Origin of the sequence: Cobetia sp. 1CM21F (assembly GCF_023161745.1) — a bacterium.
In the GTDB taxonomy this organism is placed as follows: domain Bacteria; phylum Pseudomonadota; class Gammaproteobacteria; order Pseudomonadales; family Halomonadaceae; genus Cobetia; species Cobetia amphilecti.
Map to the genome: position 1 here is coordinate 996,283 of NZ_JALNTQ010000001.1, position 14,452 is coordinate 1,010,734.

The following is a 14,452-nucleotide window of genomic DNA, read 5'->3' on the forward strand; positions in this document are numbered from 1 at the left end:
CAAGGTGTCCGCCTGCCCCATACCAAGGGGCGGGTGAACAAGAGCAAGGGAACGAGGCGATATCATGTCGGGAAACGAAAAAACGGAAACCGCCCGGGCGTTGCCTGAATCACGCGGGCGGGGTCGTCTCAAGACTCTGGCGACGATGGTTGCCATCAGCGCGGCGGGTATTGCCTTGTCGGCATGCGGCACCGTGCAACCTGAGCCTCTGGATCGTCAGGATATCGCGGCCGCCATCCAGAGCGATGAGACGCTCTTCGAGCAGATGACACCGGCCATCACCGAGCCGCTGGATCTGAACCATGCGATGGCGCGCGCGCTGAAGTACAACCTCGACAATCGCGTCAAGTTGATGGAGCAGGCGTTGGCCGAGCAGAGCTTCAATCTGGCCAAGATGGACATGCTGCCGGTATTGGCGGCAAATGCCGGTTTCACCAGCCGTAACAATGAAGATGCCTCCTCGAGCGAGAACGTGCGTACCGGCGTGCAGAGCCTTGCCCAGTCGACCTCTGTCGACAAGGACCGCACCGATGCCGATCTGCGCCTTTCCTGGAACGTGCTGGATTTCGGTGTCAGCTACCTGAAGGCCAAGCAGGAAGCGGACCGCTTCCTGATCGTCAAGAACGCCCGGCGTGACATCATGGCCAAGCTGCTTCAGCAGACGCGCAGCGCCTATTGGAAGGCTGCGGTGACGCAGAAGTTGAAGCCGCGCATCGATGCCTTGCTGATAGACACCGAAAAGGCGCTCGCGCAGCTGGATCAGATCCAGCGCGAACGACTGCGGGCGCCGTTGGATGTCCTGCAGGAGCAGCGCCAGCTGCTCTCCATCATGCGCAATCTCAAGAGCTTGCAGCGTTCTGTCGAGACCTCCCAGATCGAACTGGCGAGCCTGATCAATCAGGCCCCCAATGTCGAGATCCCCTTGCAGGCGCCGAGTGAGTTGCCGGAACTTCCTCCGTTGCCCTCCAACGACCTGGATGTGCTGGAGCGTGTCGCGCTGGCCAACAGCGGGGAATACGTCGGTCAGCTCTACAATGCGCGCATCGCGCAACGTGAAGCGCGCAAGAGCATGGTGCGACTGTTGCCGGGGCTGGAGTTCTCCTACAGCGCCAATTACGACAGCAACAGCTATCTGTACAACGACACTTGGGCACAGGCGGGTGTGCGAGTCAGCTGGAATATCTTCCGCCTGTTCGCGATCGATGAGATCAAGGCTCAGAATGAAGCGCGTGACCAGATGGTCGAAGCGCGTCGTCTCGCCAGCAACATGGCGACGCTGGCACGGGTGAATCTGGGCTGGCAGCAGTACCACAACTCATTGGATAGCCTGGCGATCGCACAGCGCTTCCAGGCATTGGATGAGCAGATCGCGGACTTCAGCAAGCAGGCGCGGGCAAGCCGTGCGATCTCGGGGACGCAATCCCTGCTCAACCAGGCCAAGGCCTTGAACTCCGTGCTGAGCAATTCATTGGCCTACGCCGATGCACAGGACGCCTATGGTGGCTTCCTGTTCAGCCTGGGCTTCAATCCGGTCCCCGAGGATTATCAGCGTTACGACGTCGATACGCTGGCCAGCAACCTGGATGCCTCATTCCGTCAGTGGTCTGGCGGCAGCCTGCCATTGCAGGACCCGGCACTCTGGCTGGAAGCCCAGTCCGAGACAACCCAAGCACAGGACGGTCAGGCCAGTCTGTAAGCTAGCCTCCCGCCATATTTCAACAGGGATGCTGACGATGATGATCGCTGGTAAAGGTATCAATCGCCGCATGGCGAGGTTGGGGGGAACCCTGCTGGTCGCCATGCTGCCCGGGCTGATGAATACTGCTCACGGGGCGGATCAACCGACCGTTCGCGGTCAGGTCAGTGCTGTCAATTCCACCATTCTGGCGGCGCCCCTGTCGGGGCGCCTGCTGGAAGTCAATCGGCGTTTCGGGGAAGAGGTCAACAAGGGCGATGTGCTGGTGCGCTTCGATTGCCGTTCGCTGAAGGCGGAACGGGCAGTCGCGAGTGCGCGTCTGTCCGGTGCAAGCTCCCAGTACAAGGTCAACAAGCAGCTGGCGCGCTATGACAATGTCAGCCAGCTGGACGTGGATCTGTCGCGAGCGGCGGTCAATGAGGCCAGTTCCTCGGTCAAGCTGTCGGATGTCTATCTAAGCGATTGCACCATCACGGCACCCTTCGACGCGGAAGTGGTCTCGCGTGCGGTCAATCCTCATCAGTTCGTCTCCAATGGCGAGCCGATGCTGGAGCTGGTGAGTTCCGACGAGCTCGAGATCGAGGCCGTCATTCCCGCCATGTGGCTGGGGCAGGTCGGCGCGGACACCCCGATGACCTTCACCGCAGATGCCACGGGGGCGGAACTTGCCGGCAAGATCGTGCGCGTCGTCGACAATATCGACCCGGTCAGCCAGACCCTCAAGGTGATCGCGCGGCCGGATGCCAAGCCGGATGGCGGCATCAAGCCCGGCATGAGTGGCGAGGTCCGTTTTCCCTCTCTGAGTCCTTCCACCCTCGAGGATGTGGATAGTGGAGAGGCGGCACAATGAATCGGCGGGTCGAAATGCCAGGCAATGTCACGACAGATCGCCTGGCGGGCCTCATCACCTTGCAGAAGCGTTTGATGAGCGCCAAGGGGCGCAAGGAAGCAGAGTATGTGCTGGTCAATGACACAGGCTACCTCTTTCCCGCGCGCCAGATGTTGCTGGTCAGCAATGGCAAGCTCTCGTCACATTCCGGCGCCACCGATGTCGAGCAGCAGAGCCCCTATCTGCACTGGGCAAGACGCGTCATCAAGGCGTTTGATCTCGATCGTCTGGTCGTCTCCGACAAGGCAGGTGACTCCCGGGCGGCCAAGCCCGAGCAGGTCATGTCACTGACGCCGGAGCGTCTCAAGGAACGCGATGCGTCTCTTGCCGAAGACTGGAGTGAGTACTGGCCGCGTGAAGGACTCTGGGTGCCCATGGTATGGCGAGGCCGTATCGAGGGTGGCTTGCTGTTGTTGCGCGAAAAACCCTGGAATGAAGCCGAACAACGCCTGCTGACCCATTGGGTGCAAGGTGCCGAGAACGTGCTGGCACGTCATTCGGGTCGCAGGCGCCAGCCGGTGGGCAAGCGCCTGCTGTGGGGCGCGGCCTTGGTGGTGATCGGTCTGCTGATGTTGGTGCCGGTACGCCTTTCCGTGCTGGGGCAGGCGGAAGTGGTGCCGGAGGTCAGCAGTATCATCCGCTCACCCCTGGATGGCGTGCTCAAGGACTTGTCCGTGGCGCCCAATCAGGTGGTGGAGAAGGGCCAGTTGCTGGCGAGTCTCGATGATGCCGAGCTCAAGGGGCGGCTGGCCGAAGCCAATCAGGCTCTGGCGGTAGCGCAGGCGGAATATGCGCGTGCCCGGCAGCGCTCCTTCACCGAGCGTGAGGCCAGTGCCGAGGTGCCGCTGTTGAGGGCACGGGTGGACCAGGCGCGTGCCGACGTCGATTTCCTTGAAACACAGCTGACGCGTGTGCGCGTCGAAGCACCGCGTGAGGGTGTCGCGATCCTCGGCGATACCAGCGATTGGGCAGGGCGTCCGGTCAGGCTTGGCGAGCGTCTGCTGGAAGTGGCCGACACTCGGGGCGCCGAGGTGGAAATCTGGCTGCCGAGTGCCGACAACATCCCGCTGCCGGAAGGCGCCGAGGTCTCGTTGTTCTTGAATGTGGACCCTTCCCAGGTTCGTGAAGCACGACTGACGCACGTCAATTATCGGGCCGAGCTGGCGCCGGCTGGCGAGCTCGCCTACCGCGCGCACGCCGTGTTGAGCGATACCGAGAACCTGCCGCGCGTCGGCTGGCGTGGTACGGCCAAGGTCGAGGGGGAACAGGTCACGCTGGGTTATTACCTGTTCCGTCGCCCGTGGGCCACGCTGCGCAGCTGGACCGGGTGGTAAGGCATGATTTCACAGACTCCCCCGTTGGCCGTGCTGCGCGAAGACCTCAAGTTGCACCCCGTCGAGCAGGATCGCGATGGCAAGCGGCGCTGGTTGCTGCATGACCCGGTCGCCCAGCGCTTCTATCGACTGGGCGAGGCCGCCATCGAATTGCTGCCCTTCATTCGCGGTGGTCAGGAAGCGGCAGCCGCCAAACAGGCGAGTGCCAGTCTCGGTCGTGAAGTGCCTGGCGAGCAGTTGCGCGCCCTGTCGGAATTTCTGCGTCAGCATGATCTGGTGCGCGGGGATCCCGGGCAGCAGGAACGCTACCAACGCCGTCTTGAGTCGCGCCCCACCGGGCTCAAGTGGTTGATGCATCACTATCTCTTCGTGCGCATTCCGCTGGCCAATCCGGATCGCTGGCTGAGCCGGCACGTCAACAAGGTACGCTGGCTGGGTAGCCGGGGCTTCTTCTGGAGCCTGGCGGTCATGTTTCTGGTGGGCCTATGGCTGACGGTACGCCAGCTGGATACCTTCATCGCGAGCTTCGCGGCACTGGGCGCTGTCGGCGGCTGGCTGACGCTGGGGCTGGCGCTGGTCTTCGTCAAGATACTGCATGAGCTGGGGCACGCCTTCGTCGCCAAGGCCAAGGGCGCGCGCGTCCCGACCATCGGGGTGGCCTTCATCGTCGGCTGGCCGGTGCTCTACACCGATACCAGTGATGCCTGGCGACTCACCGAGGCCCGGGACAGAGTTGGCGTCGATATCGCGGGTGTCGCGGTCGAGCTCTCGATCGCGGTACTGGCGTTACTGTGCTGGCATCTGTTGCCGGAAGGCTTGCTGCGCACCCTGTGTTTCTGGCTGGCGACGACGACCTGGATCATGTCGGCGCTGGTCAACTTCAATCCTCTGATGCGCTTCGATGGCTATTACCTGCTGTCGGATGCCTGGCGACAGCCCAACCTTGAACCGCGCTCCCAGGCGCTGGCGCGTTGGCAGCTGCGTGAATGGCTGTTCGCCTTCAAGGAAGCGCCGCCTGAGCGTCCGCAGCGTGCCCTGGTGCTGTTCGCGGTCGGCGTCTGGGTGTATCGCCTGCTGCTGTTTCTCGGGATCGCCCTGGCGGTCTATCACTTCTTCTTCAAGCTTCTCGGCATCGTGCTGTTCGCCGTCGAGATCTGGTACTTCATCATGCGGCCAATCGTGAATGAAATTCGGCGCTGGTTCAGTGAAGGTCGCAAGCCACGCGCCAATCTGGCTCTGTTGCGTACCGGGATGATCATCGTGGCGCTGGGGGCCTTGCTGGTCTGGCCCTGGCAGAGCGAGCTGCGCCTGCCGGGGTGGTTGGAGCAACCCTCGGCTCGTCTCGAAGCCCCCTTCGGTGGCCGACTGAGTCTCGATGTCGCCCAGGGTGACGAGGTGAGCGCCGGTCAAGCGCTGGCGACCATCAGTGCCCCGGAAGTCGCCCAGCGGCTTGCCAGTGCCGAGCGTCGCGTGGAGCAGCTGGACTGGCGTCGCTCCGCCAGTGGTCTGGATCGCAGGCTGCTGCAGGATAGCCCGGTGGTGCAGGCTGATCTGGACGTGCAGCGCCAACGGGTCAGCGCGCTGCAAGCCGAGCAGGCGACCGGTCAGCTGGAGGCGGCATTCGCCGGCAAGGTGCACTCGCTCAATCCTGCCTTGCGAGAAGGGGGCTGGGTCGGTGAAGGGGAGTGGGTGATGACGCTGCGCAATCCCCGGCAGGTGACCCTGACGGCCTGGGTGGAAGAGGAAGAGGTGCTGCGCGTCGATGAAGGCGCCACTGCCTGGTTCTATCCGCTGGCGCCGGTAGGCAAGCCGCTGGAAATGCGCGTGGTCAGCATCGAACCTCAGGCAGTGGCAGTGCTTGAGCAGCCGGAAATGGCCGCGCCCTACGGAGGGGAGTTGAAGGTTCGCGAGGGCGAGGAAGGGCAGCTGGAACTGATGCGCAGCCTCTATCGGGTCACGCTTGAGCCAGTGGACTTCTCGCAGGCCTTGTCACTCTCGATGCCTGGCCGGCGCGGCATGGTCAACGTCGAGACTGAGCCGCGCAGCCTGTTGAGCCGAACCTGGCGTGAAGTGGTGGGGGTCTGGCGTCGCGAATCCGGTTTCTGATACCGCTATTCTTCCTCCTGCACTCTGCATTCTGCATCCTGCACTCTGAATAAGAGCACAGAAGCCCAGCTTACGAGTGGCGTTTGCCGCTCGGAGGCTGGGCTTCTCTTGTGTGGTCTTGAGGAAATGCCGCGCTCTGCTCTATGGTGCGCTCCGCCTTGATTCGGCAAGCCCTGATTCAGCCGGCCTTAGGAGCAAGAGGCTGCGCCACGCGAGCGTCATTGACCCGTGAGATCGGGCTGGAGTCCGTGTCGCCGGTATGCCCCTTGCCGTGGCCGTCATCGGTATTGGAGCAGATGGCGATTGTCTCGAGTGGCTCCGGCATGCCCAGCGCATAGCCCTGCACATAGTCGGCGCCGATGGTGGCGACGGAGGCGAGCACTTGCGTACTCCCCACGAATTCCGCCACGGTCTTCATGCCCATTTCTCGCGCGACCTCGGCAATGGCGCGAGCGATGGAGTAGGAGACGCGGTTGGTGTCCATGTCGCGAATGAAGGCGCCATCGATCTTGAGGAAGTCGACGGGCAGGTTCTTCAGGTAGCCGAAGGAGGACACGCCACTCCCGAAGTCATCCAGCGCGAAGGAACAGCCGAGTGCGCCGAGTGCCTCGAAGAAGGCGCGAGCGTCGCCCAGCCGCGTGATGGCGACGGATTCGGTGATCTCGAAACACAGCTTGTCACCCGGGATGCCACTGTCGCGGACCAGCGTGACCAGCAGGTCGCGAAAGCTCGGGCTGCTGATGGAGTGCCCGGAGAGATTGAGTGACACCATGGTCAGTCGCTGGGCATGCGCAGGGTGCGCTGCCAGCCAGCTCAGGTACTGGCGAATGACATGTTCATCGATGGCGGCTGACAGGCCATAACGCTCCGCCGCAGGCAGGAAGGCGCCCGGCGCAATGATGGTGCCGTCCCGGCCTTTCAAGCGCACCAGCACTTCGTAATGTAGCTCGCTGAGCGGCTCGCAGTGCGGGTCGTTGCCAGGCTCTGCGTTGCCAGCTTGTGCAGTGGCGAGGGTGCTGACAATCGGCTGTTGGTAAAGCACCAGGCGCTGTTCTTCGATGGCCGCGGTGATTTCTGTCAGCCAGTGCATCTCCTGCATGCGCCGAGCTACCTCGTCACCGGATTCACTGTGGCGATGGATGCGGTTGCGCCCGGCATCCTTGGCTTCATAGCAGGCAGCGTCGGCGGCACTCAGCAGCTGGTGCGGGTCGTTGTGATTGCTGTCGATGCTCACCAGGCCAATGCTGGTACTGATGGTGAACAGCTTGTCTTCCCACATGAATCGGAAATTGGTGACGGACTGGCGCATCTCTTCGAGCAGTGCCTCGGCGGCGTCCAGCGACATGTCGGGCATCAGCAAGCCGAATTCATCCCCTCCCAGGCGTGCGAGACGATCCTGCTTGCGCAAGCCGGCGGCAATGACGTCGACCAGCTGGATCAATAGCGCATCGCCGGCCGAGTGGCCGCAGGTGTCATTGACGACCTTGAACTGGTCCAGGTCTATGTAGGTGAGACAATGCAGTGTGCGAGTGGCGCGTGCATCATCGCAAAGTGTCGTCAGTTCACGCTTGAAGGCGCCGCGATTGAGCAAGCCCGTCAGGCTGTCGTGATTGGCCTCGTGAGCCATGCGCTGCGACATGGTGTGATTGAGCGTATTGTCGATCAGCGCCAGCAGCGTATAGCCATCCTGGTCTGGCGTCGCCTCGACCGCAGAGACACTGATCTCTGCATGCACCGAGTTGCCGGAGGCATGGATGAAGCGGCATTGCTGGGTAAAGAAGTCCTTGCGCTGCTCGATCAGGGCCTGATGTTGCTGCAGGAAGCTTTCCAGGTCTTCCGGCTCGATCAGTTCGCGTATCACACTCTGCGACAAGGTGGCGGCGGTGTAGCCCAAGATGCCCTCGAGTCGTTGATTGACGCGCAACAGCTGGCCACTGGTGCTCAGGTGCGCCATGCCGACAGCGGAATGCTCGAAGGTGGCGCGGTAGCGCCGCTCGCTGGCACGCAGGCGTTTCTGAGAGGCCTGTTGCTCGAATTCGGTCATGAGCTGTGAGACGTGATCCGCCACCGAGGCCAGAAACGCCTGCTCATCATCTGCCCATTCGCGTGGGGCATTGCTTTCCGTACAGCAGATGACGGCCACCACCTGGCCCGCCACACGGATCGGACTGTCGATGATGGCTTTCACGCTGCAGCGGAAGGTGCCATCAAACAGCAATTCCTGATTGGCCTTGGTCACGTCGGCCAGGGCGAGAGCATGACCGGCATCCAGAGCCTCGAAATAGACCCGGTTCTGGGTGCGGGTAAGGCGAGTGGGGACTGTGCTATGCGTGGCATCGTGCGGCGGGGGGACCCACGCATCATGGACATGGGCCAGCGACAGGCAGTCGCGGTCTTCATTCATGTACCAGAAGCTTACCTTGCGAATCTGCAGGCCCTTGGCGACTTGCTCACATAACCACGGCAGCAGGCTGTCGAGCTGCGCGTTCTCATCGTGGCGGGTGTTGCCGAGCTCGATCAAGGCCGCCTGCTGACGTTCATAGCGGCGCAGCTTGTCGGCCTGGGCATCCTTGGCCAGATGCTGCTGATGGATATCCAGCAATGAGCCGATGAAGCGGTAGGGCGCGCCGTTTCTGACCTCGAATTGAGCGCGCAGCTCAAACCAGCGATGATCTCCCTGCTGGGTGCGGATCAGCAACTCGCAATTGAAAGGCATCCCGCTCAGTCGCTTGGCGTTGATCAAGGCCTTGAAGTCATCACGCATGTCGGGCGCGACTCTCTCATGCAGTGCCTCGAGTGCGGTGTCGAGTGTGCCGGCTTCATACCCCAACTGGTTTTCCAGGCGGGTAGAGATGGTCAGTCTCTCGTTGCCTGTTTTCCACTCGATGATGCCATCGGAAATGCTGCGCAATATCCAGCTGGCGCGCGACTGACTGTCTGCGAACTCTGCATTGAGGTAGCTTTGATTGACCTGACGTTTCAGCGCCTCGGTCGCCAGGCTCGCGAGCTTGTCCAGCCGGACGAGGACGTCCGGGCTGGGCAATTGTTGACGCGGCTCAGCGTCCGCCAGGCTCATGCAGCCGATTATCTCGCCATTGTCTGCCTTGAGGGGCAGGCCGATGTAATAACGAATTCCGTCGGCAAGAACCGAACTGCAACCGGCGAGTTCCGGTTGTCGACGGGCGTCACACGTGATGAGGGGACTGGCTTGCAGTACCGCTGCGCCACACAGCGCATCGTTGATGGGGACGGACTCGTGCACGTTGTCGTCCAGACTCAACCAGCGCTTGAGCTGCTCGCCATCACGCAGGTTGATCATCGCAATGGGAGCGCCAGCCAGGTCGGCAGCCAGTTCAAGGATCATCAGGGCCTGATGATCCTCTTCATGCCGCAATGTCTTGATCCAATTGGGAATAATGGATGTATCAAGCCCGAGAGAATCTGGCATCGTGTCGCAGCCTTCCCTGTCTGTAACGGTGATGGGGGTCAAGATCGCAGACTATCACAGTAAAGCGTTGCCTCACCGTTGTTGGGGTTGAGAGCACTGAGAGCACTGAGGGCAGTAAGGGCGCTGGGGTCATGAGGATGCCGGGAGGGAGAGGCAAGGGCGCCAGGGATGGCTGTGACATAATTGTCAGCATGGCGGCCTGACGGGCTGACACGGTCAAGAGGAGTCTGTAAGGAAATGGCGTTGATCAAGGGGTTCTGCATCTTGCTGCTTTGCCAGTTTCTCGGCGAGGTGACGGGGCGTGCGTTGTTGCTTCCGGTGCCGGGGCCAGTACTGGGAATGTTGTTCCTGTTGCTGGGGTTGATGTTGCGAGGGCGGCTGCGCAAACGGTTGTTGCCTGCCCCGGACAGAGAGGGGGAAGGAGTGCTGCGTGTTGACGAGAATGCGGGTCGAGACCTCGGTCAACGTCAGCTGGCCCGAGCGCTGCTGCGGGAACGTGTGCCTGCCAGTCTCAGGCTTGCCAGCAATGGCCTGCTCTCGCATCTGTCGCTGCTGTTCGTGCCTGCGGGCGTTGGCGTGATGGTCCATTTCGAGCTCATCGCACGCGATCTCACCGCCATCGCCATCACGCTGGTCGCGTCGATCGCGGTTACCCAGTTCGTCACGGCCTGGCTGTTGCAGCGCTTGATCGATCGAGGTTCTGCGACACCGAGTGGAGCAGGGGGCAAGTCACCCAGCGCCGATGAGGTGTCCTCATGAATCTGGCCCCGCTTGACGCCCTGTGGGTGTACCTGAGCGCTTCTCCATTGCTGCATCTGCTGCTGACGCTGGTGGCCTTTCTGCTGGCGACGGCGATCAATCGTCTGGCCCGGGGCGCATCGCTGGCGCATCCGGTACTGGTCTCCATCGCGCTGATCATCGGGTTTCTGTGGCTGACGGACACCGACTATCCCACCTACTTCGAAGGGGCCCAGTTCATTCACTTCCTGCTCGGGCCAGCCACCGTCGCATTGGCGGTACCGCTGTTTGATCATCTCGATCGGGTCAAGCAGATGCTGTGGCCACTGTTGACGGCCTGTTGCGTCGGTATCGTCACCGCCGTGACCACCACCCTGGGGCTGGCGCTGGCACTGGGGGCACATACCCAGGTGGCCTTGAGCCTGGCGCCCAAATCCGTCACATCGCCGATCGCGATGGGGATCGCCGAAAAACTGGGCGGTATTCCCTCGCTGACGGCAGGGCTGGTACTGCTGACCGGCACCCTGGGCTGTGTGGTAGGCCCCGTAGTCATGCGACTGGCAGGGGCGCGAGACGATACCGTCACGGGCTTCACCATGGGCTTGTCGGCGCATGGTATCGGTACCGCCTTCTGCTTCTCGTCGGTGAGCACGCTGGCGGGTGCCTTCGCTGGCATGTCGATGGGGCTGACCGGTCTGCTGACCGCCTTCATCGTGCCGCCTATCGTCAGGCTGTTCGGCTTCTAAGCATGAGGGGCATTGGTGGAGAGTCGAGCTGGAGGTGAGCAGGCGGCGAGCTTGAAGCAGGAAGGCCAGCGTTATCGTGGCATCGTCTGTGAGAGCTTAAGTTTGCGTTAAGCGCAGCCATTCATGCTGGTGATCACTCCATGGTTCAGCTCAGCGCTTGCGTGTTGGCCATGGCAATCGCCAGCACGTCTTGTGGAGATGTCACCTCGTTGCCACATGTCTGTCAGTGAGCTGATCGATCATGCTCCTACGCAGGTCCACAAGGCGTGGCATCCACTCGCGCCTCTGTGTCTGGCAATGCCTCGACCCAAGGAAAGCCCTCATGTTCACTTCTCTTGCACGCACAGTTCTTGAACGCACTGGTCTTGCCCGCATTGGTCTTGCCCGCACCGCTGCAAAGCTCAAGCCCGCTGGCCTTGCCGGGCATCGTGTACTGGTCGAGGCGCCGATGGCCTCCAGCTGTCGAGAGCTCTGTTGGCAGCTGGCAGCGGCAGGGGCTGCATTGATTCTGGTCGAGCGAGAGGGGGATGACCTTGCCTTGCTGTGCAGGTTGTTGCCCACCCCGAGTGGCCAGCAACACCGCCGCCTGTCACTGACGCACGCAGATGTGAGGGGTGACGCACTATGCACGCAACTGCACAACATCCCGGCTTCGGAGCGCCCCGATACCTTGCTGAGCCTGCCGGGCGATGGCCGCTGGCATCTGGAGAGTGGCCGCGCCTGGCATGTGCTCGAGCGTGGGGGTTGGCCGGCCGAGGTGCGCGCCAAGGTACTGGAGTGTCTTGAGCTGCATGGCTCGGCGGATGGCCGACGCCCGCTGCTGGAGCTGATCGTGCAGGCAGATGGCGACTTTTTCGTTCCGCTACCGACAGCGAAGCACTCACGTATCAGGTTGCATACCCCGGCGCTGATCACCGGTGAAGAGGACCCTCTGTTGATGCGCCTGGCGCGTCATCAGGGCAATCATCCTGTCAGCGTGGGGCGTCAGGCGCGCAAGCTGATCTTCCGGCTGCGGCTGGCGCGAGCCAGGCACCCGCTCGCGTATGGCTGGTTGATGGCGGGTGAGGCGTTGAGGCGGGTCATCGGCGGGCCGCGCCGCATGCTGGAGCGTGGCGCGCTCGGGCTGCGCGAGCAGAGGATGCTGCTGAAGGCGCGTCTGGCCAGATGGCGCCATGCTCGACACCAGGGGCGTCGCGCACGCAGCGGTGTGTGATGGCTAGCTGAGCTGTCGACGCAGGCGATGTGCTATCCCGCAGTATGCTTGCAACGTCCGTCACCTTTCGGTGGCGGACGTCTTGTCTCATGTCCCCTCATGTCCCGATATGACATGGCAGAATCAGAACGATTTCAAGGAGTCCAGATGCGAGTTCTGCTCGTCGAAGATGATCCGTTGTTGGGCGAGGGGGTCAACCATACCCTGCGCCGCGAAGGCATGAGCACTGAATGGTTGAAGGAGGGCGCCAACGTTGCCGCCACGCTCAAGCATTCGCCCTTTGATGTGCTGGTGCTGGACCTTGGCCTGCCGGATCTCGACGGTCTGCAGGTCTTGAGTCACCTGCGCCGTCAGGGCCAGACGTTGCCGGTATTGATCCTGACGGCACGTGATGACATCAGCGACCGGGTACGTGGTCTGGACGGCGGGGCGGATGACTATCTGGTCAAGCCGTTCGACATTGCCGAGCTGGTGGCGCGTCTGCGTGCGTTGGTGAGGCGCCATGCCGGGCAGGCCAGCGGTTGCCTGCAGCTGGGGCCGTTGCGCATTGATCAGGCTGGCCGCACTGTCACGCTCTCCGGTAGTGAGGTCGCGCTGGGGCGGCGCGAGTTCGATCTGCTGGAGTTCCTGCTGCTGCACCCCAGTCGTGTCTTCAGCCGGGATCAGCTCGTCGAGCAGCTCTATGGCTGGGATGGCGATGTCGAGAGCAATGTCATCGAGGTACATGTGCACCATCTGCGCCGCAAGTTCGGCACCGGGGTGGTCAAGACCGTGCGCGGTGTGGGCTATCGGCTGGGGGAACTCACGTGAAATCCATCCGCAGTTTCCTGCGGCGCAACCTGATCGGTGGCGTCGTGGTCGTGCTGGGGACGGCCGCCGCCTGGAGCTACTTCGATTCCCGCGAGCAGATTGATGAGCTGTTCGATGCTGAGCTGGCCCAGAATGCACGCATGCTGGGGCGACTCTATCAGTCCCGACTCGCGTCGTTGACACCGGTCGAGCGTCAGGAAACGTTGCAGCAGATGACATCGGGCCAGTTCAGCCTGCGTCCGCCCTCCTTGAGCTTTGCCGATGGCCATGAGAAATCCCCGCTGGGACATGTCTATGAAGACAAGCTGGTCTTCCAGATGTGGGATGCGCTGGGCCAGCCGTTGCTTGGCCTCTCGTCACGCTCCGTGGCGCTCGATTACCTGCCGGTGCCCGGCTATGGCAGGCAGCATGACAATCACCATGACTGGTTCACCTTCACGCTGTATTTCCCCGAGAGTGGCATCTGGGTCACGGCGGCCCAGCGTGAAGATGTGCGCGATGAACTGACCGGCCAGATTGCGTTGCACAACGTGCTGGCGCTGGTGGTCGGGCTGCTCGTGATCGCCTTGCTGATCGGTGTGGCGGTCTCGCGGGGTTTTCGTCCCGTCTTGCGCATCAGTCATCAGATCACGGCCCGTCAACCCGGGTACCTTGAGCCGTTGGATGCCAGCGAGGCGCCGGACGAGATACGCGGCATGGTGGATGCCCTCAATGGACTGCTGGCGCGCCTGGCGGACACCCTCGACAAGGAGCGGCGCTTCACGGCCAATGCCGCCCATGAATTGCGGACTCCCCTGGCGGGCATCAAGGTGCATGCCCAGAATCTGGAGGCCGATGCCAGGGATGAGGCCTCGCGGCGCTCGGCACGCATGATCGTGGATGGCGTCAATCGCATGACGCGGGTAGTGGAGCAGCTGTTGACCCTGTCACGGCTGGAAAGCGGTGCAGAGGCACCGCGTCGTCCGGTCGATCTCGCCCAGCTGACCCATGAGCTGGCGCGGGACCTGGGCCCCATGGCACGTCAGCGAGGCATCAAGCTGCATATCGAGGTTGCACCCGGCGCGCAGCTGGTCAGTCACGAGAACGGCCTCTACGTGCTGCTGCGCAATCTGCTCGACAATGCGCTGCGCTATACGCCAGAAGACGGAGAGGTGCGTCTGGATATCCGCCGCGACGACACTGGATGGCGCATGGAAGTGGCCGATACGGGCCCCGGAATTCCGCTGCGTGAACGCGAGCGCGTCTTTGAACGCTTCGTGCGTCTGGCCGGCCAGAAGACTCAAGGTTCCGGGCTGGGCCTTTCCATCGTGCGCGAGCTCGCCGGGCGACTAGGCGCAGCGCTGGCGCTGAAGGAGAGCCCCTTGGGAACGCCGCAGGCGCCGGGGCTGCTGGTGCAGGTTCGCTTCCCGTCATAGCAGGTTCGCGTTACGTCTACGACAGCGCCTGGCAGCCGGGTTGCGTCAGCGGAGGCC

The 14,452-nt window shown here is 62.4% G+C and carries 10 protein-coding genes; 9 read left to right on the top strand and 1 reads right to left on the bottom strand.

Translation table 11 applies throughout. The features are described from left to right. Positions 1–64 precede the first annotated feature (64 nt). The 4 genes from MSG32_RS04005 (at position 65) to MSG32_RS04020 (ending at position 6,025) form a co-directional block, all read left to right on the top strand. Positions 65–1,696, top strand: coding sequence for a TolC family protein (locus tag MSG32_RS04005; protein WP_248377906.1), 1,632 nt, complete (start codon positions 65–67; stop codon positions 1,694–1,696). A gap of 37 nt (positions 1,697–1,733) precedes the next feature. Then, positions 1,734–2,546: an efflux RND transporter periplasmic adaptor subunit gene (locus MSG32_RS04010; RefSeq protein WP_248377908.1), complete on the top strand. Its 813-nt coding sequence runs from the start codon at positions 1,734–1,736 to the stop codon at positions 2,544–2,546. 74 nt (positions 2,547–2,620) lie between these two features. Then, entirely contained in the window at positions 2,621–3,919 is a 1,299-nt protein-coding gene (locus MSG32_RS04015; protein ID WP_248377910.1) for an HlyD family efflux transporter periplasmic adaptor subunit, read from the top strand. A 3-nt stretch (positions 3,920–3,922) separates the two neighbouring features. Continuing rightward, positions 3,923–6,025 carry an HlyD family efflux transporter periplasmic adaptor subunit gene (locus MSG32_RS04020; protein ID WP_248377912.1) on the top strand — a complete coding sequence of 701 codons (2,103 nt, stop codon included), beginning with the start codon at positions 3,923–3,925 and terminating at the stop codon, positions 6,023–6,025. A gap of 178 nt (positions 6,026–6,203) precedes the next feature. On the opposite strand, the gene MSG32_RS04025 is transcribed toward MSG32_RS04020, so the two are convergent. Beyond that, a complete protein-coding gene (locus tag MSG32_RS04025) occupies positions 6,204–9,389 on the bottom strand; it encodes an EAL domain-containing protein (RefSeq protein WP_248377914.1) in 3,186 nt (1,061 codons plus the stop codon). 321 nt (positions 9,390–9,710) lie between these two features. Here MSG32_RS04025 and MSG32_RS04030 point away from each other — a divergent pair, with 321 nt between their 5' ends. From MSG32_RS04030 to MSG32_RS18075, 5 genes are all read left to right on the top strand, one after another. Then, a complete protein-coding gene (locus tag MSG32_RS04030) occupies positions 9,711–10,232 on the top strand; it encodes a CidA/LrgA family protein (protein ID WP_248377916.1) in 522 nt (173 codons plus the stop codon). Continuing rightward, complete coding sequence (locus MSG32_RS04035) at positions 10,229–10,957, top strand: LrgB family protein (RefSeq protein ID WP_248377918.1); 729 nt, start codon at positions 10,229–10,231, stop codon at positions 10,955–10,957. The genes MSG32_RS04030 and MSG32_RS04035 overlap by 4 nt, the downstream gene beginning before the upstream one ends. Before the next feature lie 322 nt (positions 10,958–11,279). Then, positions 11,280–12,170: a hypothetical protein gene (locus MSG32_RS04040; protein WP_248377920.1), complete on the top strand. Its 891-nt coding sequence runs from the start codon at positions 11,280–11,282 to the stop codon at positions 12,168–12,170. 147 nt (positions 12,171–12,317) lie between these two features. Next, positions 12,318–12,980, top strand: coding sequence for a response regulator (locus MSG32_RS04045; RefSeq protein WP_107334631.1), 663 nt, complete (start codon positions 12,318–12,320; stop codon positions 12,978–12,980). Continuing rightward, a complete protein-coding gene (locus tag MSG32_RS18075; RefSeq protein WP_248377922.1) occupies positions 12,977–14,395 on the top strand; it encodes an ATP-binding protein in 1,419 nt (472 codons plus the stop codon). The genes MSG32_RS04045 and MSG32_RS18075 overlap by 4 nt, the downstream gene beginning before the upstream one ends. Positions 14,396–14,452 lie beyond the last annotated feature (57 nt).

What these genes read in the sequence shown, in the direction of transcription:
- MSG32_RS04005 (WP_248377906.1), top strand. Translation starts at nt 65, where the DNA reads ATGTCGGGAAACGAAAAAACGGAAACCGCCCGGGCGTTGCCTGAATCA.
- MSG32_RS04010 (WP_248377908.1), top strand. Translation starts at nt 1,734, where the DNA reads ATGATGATCGCTGGTAAAGGTATCAATCGCCGCATGGCGAGGTTGGGG.
- MSG32_RS04015 (WP_248377910.1), top strand. Translation starts at nt 2,621, where the DNA reads ATGAGCGCCAAGGGGCGCAAGGAAGCAGAGTATGTGCTGGTCAATGAC.
- MSG32_RS04020 (WP_248377912.1), top strand. Translation starts at nt 3,923, where the DNA reads ATGATTTCACAGACTCCCCCGTTGGCCGTGCTGCGCGAAGACCTCAAG.
- MSG32_RS04025 (WP_248377914.1), bottom strand. Translation starts at nt 9,389, where the DNA reads ATGATCCTTGAACTGGCTGCCGACCTGGCTGGCGCTCCCATTGCGATG.
- MSG32_RS04030 (WP_248377916.1), top strand. Translation starts at nt 9,711, where the DNA reads ATGGCGTTGATCAAGGGGTTCTGCATCTTGCTGCTTTGCCAGTTTCTC.
- MSG32_RS04035 (WP_248377918.1), top strand. Translation starts at nt 10,229, where the DNA reads ATGAATCTGGCCCCGCTTGACGCCCTGTGGGTGTACCTGAGCGCTTCT.
- MSG32_RS04040 (WP_248377920.1), top strand. Translation starts at nt 11,280, where the DNA reads ATGTTCACTTCTCTTGCACGCACAGTTCTTGAACGCACTGGTCTTGCC.
- MSG32_RS04045 (WP_107334631.1), top strand. Translation starts at nt 12,318, where the DNA reads ATGCGAGTTCTGCTCGTCGAAGATGATCCGTTGTTGGGCGAGGGGGTC.